This is a genomic window from Streptomyces montanisoli (assembly GCF_017813245.1).
GTDB lineage: Bacteria > Actinomycetota > Actinomycetes > Streptomycetales > Streptomycetaceae > Streptomyces > Streptomyces montanisoli.
The window spans coordinates 1-4,388 of the sequence record NZ_JAGIQL010000284.1 but is presented as its reverse complement, the minus strand read 5'-3'; the positions used below and the strand labels follow the sequence as shown (position 1 = coordinate 4,388).

At 74.8% G+C, this 4,388-nt stretch carries 3 protein-coding genes; 2 read left to right on the top strand and 1 reads right to left on the bottom strand.

What is annotated here, in order from left to right; genetic code table 11:
• Window positions 1-507: 507 nt before the first annotated feature.
• Window positions 508-1,923, bottom strand: a complete 1,416-nt coding sequence (locus JFN87_RS32155; protein ID WP_209345898.1) for a HEAT repeat domain-containing protein — start codon at window positions 1,921-1,923, stop codon at window positions 508-510.
• Window positions 1,924-2,384: 461 nt separating this feature from the next.
• Between JFN87_RS32155 and JFN87_RS32150 the strand changes: the two genes are divergently transcribed.
• Complete coding sequence (locus JFN87_RS32150; protein ID WP_030907041.1) at window positions 2,385-2,579, top strand: hypothetical protein; 195 nt, start codon at window positions 2,385-2,387, stop codon at window positions 2,577-2,579.
• Between the two features lie 68 nt (window positions 2,580-2,647).
• Window positions 2,648-4,294, top strand: coding sequence for a hypothetical protein (locus JFN87_RS32145; protein WP_307865677.1), 1,647 nt, complete (start codon window positions 2,648-2,650; stop codon window positions 4,292-4,294).
• Window positions 4,295-4,388 lie beyond the last annotated feature (94 nt).

Sequence of the window (4,388 nt, the reverse complement as noted above, 5' to 3'; positions counted from 1 at the left end):
CCCCCCCCCCCCCCCCCCCCCCCCCCCCCCCCCCCCCCCCCCCCCCCCCCCCCCCCCCCCCCCCCCCCCCCCCCCCCCCCCCCCCCCCCCCCCCCCCTCTCTGAAGCGGAAGCCGGCATGCGGGATCCATCGGTGACTGGAGTCCAGGCGTGCGCTCTCCCGACCCGGCCGGTCGGTGGTGGCGCGCGCCACCACCGACCGGCGGCACAGCGGCCGACGTGCGACGCCACCGCAGAACCTCGCGCCGCGCGGGCGCGGGCAGCCAACCACGCCCGCGGCGGGTTACCGCCCAGCCCATGGGCCGCGATCAGCCGGCCGAACCCGCGGACCAAAGCCCGCTCACGGCCACGCGGGGCGCGCCCGCGTGTGGCACGCCACGAGAGCCGCCCGGCACGGCGTGGGGACTCGACCACGCGCGCGGCGGGTGCCCGCGCAGCCCAGTGGGCGGCGATGGGCCGGCGGAGGCCGCTCGCGGCCACGAGGGGGCGTCCCCCTGCGGGGCGCGCGCTACAGTGCCGGCGCGTCCGGGCCGAAGCGGCTGCGTACTGCCGTCTGCACCTCGTCCTCCTCCGCGGGGTCGGCGGCGAGCGAGCGCAGCCGCTCCGCGACCCGCGCGTCGCCCATCTCCGCGTGCAGTGCCGCGATCTCGCGGGTGGTCTCCTCGCAGTCCCACAGGCACTCGAAGGCGAAGCCCGTCGCGTACGAGGGGTCGGTCGCCGCGAGGGCGCGCGCGGTCCTGCCCCGCAGCTGGGAGGAGGTCGTCTCGCGGTAGACGTGGCGCAGCACGGGCGCCGCGCAGGCGATGCCGAGCCGCCCGGCCCCGTCCACGAGTGTCCACAGCGCGGGCGCGTCGGGGCCGTCGGCCCGCACGGTCTCGCGCAGGGCGCCGAGCACGAGCGGCGCGTCCTGCGCGGCGCCCCGTACGGCCAGCACGCGCGCGGCCGCGGCTCCGAGCCCGTCGGGCCTGTGCACCCAGCGCCGTGCCCTCTCGACGGCCGCGACGCCGCACATCCGCTCGAAGGCCGCGACGGCCGCGTCCGCCACCACGCGTTCGCCGCCCGCGGCCGCTTCGATCAGGTCGAGCGCCGCGGGGTCGGAGGTTCTGGCCAGGTAGTGCAGGCAGGCGCCGCGGGCGCCGGGCGGCCCGCTCCGTGCCGCTTCGAGGACCGCCGGGCGGTCCTCGGGTCCTGCGACGGCGAGCAGGCAGCGCGACGCGGGCAGCCCCGGGTCGCCGCCGTCCTCGTGGCCCTGCTGTGCCCAGTCGAGCACGGCGCCGACACTCCAGCCGGGGCGCGGGCCCTGCGGCCGCAGCTGCCGCTGCCACCGGTCGAACGAGCCACGCTCGCCCGCCGCCCTGACGCGGTCGCCGACGCCGTCGCGCTCGTCGTCGGCCCACAGCCGCCAGGGCCGTGGCTCGAACGCGTCGCGGACGGCTGCGGCGAGTGCGGCCTCGCCCTCGGGCGTCGCGGGGAACCGTGCGAGTACCGGCATGGCGAGTGCGCGCAGGCCCTGGTCGTCGTCGCGCAGCGCCAGCTCGTCGAGCGCCCAGGCCCAGTTCGAGCCCATGACGGCGTAGCGCCTGAGCAGGTCGAGGGCGTCCCGCCTGCCGTACGAGGCGAGATGACCGAGGACGGCGAGGGCGAGCCCGGTGCGCTCCTCGCCGGTCTCGTACTGGTCCTCGGCACGGAAGAGGTGGTGGTCGATCGCGTCGAGCCCACCGTGGAGGTCGAGGTAGAGGCGCGCGTAGTAGAGGGAGCGGTTCTCCGCCTGCCAGTCGTGGCGCGGGTCGCCGAGCACGCAGTGGTCGAGGGCGGCGAGCGCCTCGTCGCGCGGGGCGGCGAGCGCGTGCAGCGTGCCGTCGCCGCGGCCGCGCTGGAGCAGGCCGAGCAGGGTGCCGCTCGGAGCTATGACCGGATCGAACATTCGGGAAGCCTCACATCAAGCTGTCGACACAACCGGGGATTACCTAGGCCGCGCGGCAACAAGGGGGACCCACTGTCGTCTGCTTGGTGTAGACCATTTCCACTGCCTCTCGTCGCAGGCCCGGTATGGGCCCGTCGTCATGATGACCCAGCGTTTTCGCCACCGCGACCACATTTAGGCGCCACCTGCTCATGCCCGGACTGGCGCACCGTATCCGTGCGGGACGCGGTCCACCGCCTCCCGTTTCCGGTTCCGCTTCGGGTGACGGACCCGATTCCGGTTCCGGCTCACCGCCGCACGGAAGGGTACTGCGCCGAACTTGGCATCCGGATCGGCAGCGACACTGGTCCATTGCGGTGAAAAAACGGATCTTTCACCCATTTGCACCTTTAGTCATATAGATACTTGGCGTCAGGATGGAACAACTCATGGTGACTGTCCCCTCAACCAGGAGAACACTCATGATTCTGTCTATCTCGGGCGTCGTGCTGCTGGGCATCATCGTCTTCCTCTTCTTCAGGAAGGACGGGCTCAAGGCGTCGCACGGTCTGGTGTGCGCGCTGTTCGGCTTCTACCTGGCGGGCACGGCCATCGCGCCGAGCATCACGGCAGGAGGTCAGAGCCTCGCCGGGCTCCTGGGCGGGATCAAGTTCTGACCCCTGATCCGCATCCGCGCGACCGCTCGTCGCCCGTCGAATCCCTTCCGCACCTCCAGGAGACAGCTGTGGCCCGGCGACCACTCCCCCGCATTCTGAGCAGCGGCACCATCCGTCTCGCGCGTGGCCGCGAGATGGCGCGTACGGCCGCCGACAGCGCCACGGACGTCCTCCATCCGCTGATCACGCTCACGCGCGGTCTGCGGCTGCTCGCCGTCGCGGCGCGGCAGAAGTGGGCCGGCACCCCGAAGGAACGGCGCGGTCCCGCGCTGTTCCTGGTGGCGGCCTGCGTCCTGGTGGTCGCGCTCATGCCGTACGGGCCGCTGCTCGCCCTCGTCACGGTCATGGCGCTGGCCGCGTGGAAGGGACGCGACCGCACCCCACGCGTGACCGGGCCCGACGAGGCGGAGTCGCGGCGGTTGCAGGCCCTCTACGAGGCGCTGGTGCCCTACTTCTCCGTACCGGAGGACCCGAGTCCGCTCTTCGCCCACGGCGGGGAGTGGAGCTCGGCGTTCGACGCGTACGAGTTCGACGGCGAGGGGCGCCTGACCCGCCTGCGGGTGACGTACCCGCCGTACTTCACCGACGGCGACGCCACCGCGCGCGCCACCGTCGAACAGCTCCTGCACGCCAAGTCCGGGCGTGGCAGGGAGTACCACTTCGCCTGGAACGAGGAGGGCAACGAGCTCGTCATGAGCGTGCTGCCCGCCCTGTCCACATCGATCGTCGCGCAGCGCTTCGCCACCGTCCCCGGCGAGACGCTGCTCGGCTTCACGGACGACGTGTCCGTACGGCGCACGGTCCCGGTCGTGGCCGGCGGGGAGACGCTGCAGGAACCGCCGGTCGTCTGGCGGACCGGGCAGCGCTCCACGGAGCCGCACCTCCTGGTGACCGGCCTGCCGGGCGCCGGCTCGACGAGCCTGCTGCGGGGCATCGCGCTCCAGGCGCTGCGCCACGGCGACGTGCTGGTGGTCGAGGGCAGCGGCACGGGCGAGTTCGCCTGCTTCCTGGGCCGGCCCGGGGTGCTCGGGGTGGAGTCGGCGCTCGGCGGCGCGCTCTCGGCGCTTGAGTGGGTGGCGCGCGAGACGGAGCGGCGGCTGATCGCCGCGAACCGGGCGCGGCAGGCGGGTCTTCCGCTTCCCGACGACGTCAAGCGGCCCCTGTGGGTCCTCTTCGACCGGCCGAGCGTCTTCGCCCACCTCGCGGCGGCCGAGTCCATGCGCGACCCGCAGCAGCTGCTGACCGTGCCGCTGCGGCACGGCAGGGCGGCCGGGGTGACGGTGGTGGTGGCCGACCAGATCGACGCGCTCGACTGGGTCGAGGAGACCGTCAAGGCCCACACACGCGCGCGCGTCGTGCTCGGATCCGTCTCCGCGGGGCTGGCGGAGTCCGTGCTCGGCGCACCCCCGCACACGACCCCGCGGCCGGACGTCCCGCCCGGCCGCGGGTACGCGCGCCTGGGCGCCTGCGAGGTGCTGCGGCTGCAGGTGCCGGCCACGCCCGACCCCCACGACGAGACGGCGCCCGCCGCGCACCGGGAAGCGGTGCTCGGCCTGCTGCCGGCGCGCGCCGACGAGTCCGCGGAGCCGGCGTCGGAGTCCGGTCCCGAGCCCGAGCCCGGGTCGGGAGCGGAATCCCGTACCGGGCCGGCCTCCCGGTCCGGCCCCCGCCCCCGCCCCGGTGTGGCCGGGGCGCCCGAGGCAGCCCCGCCCTAGGCGGGCGGGGCGGCGAAGGCGGCCGGGGCGTGCGCCGGGTCAGCGTGCGCACCTGGCGGCGCCAGCGATGGAGTGCAAGGAGTCGGCCTCGAAT

What these genes read in the sequence shown, in the direction of transcription:
- JFN87_RS32150 (WP_030907041.1), top strand. Translation starts at nt 2,385, where the DNA reads ATGATTCTGTCTATCTCGGGCGTCGTGCTGCTGGGCATCATCGTCTTC.
- JFN87_RS32155 (WP_209345898.1), bottom strand. Translation starts at nt 1,923, where the DNA reads ATGTTCGATCCGGTCATAGCTCCGAGCGGCACCCTGCTCGGCCTGCTC.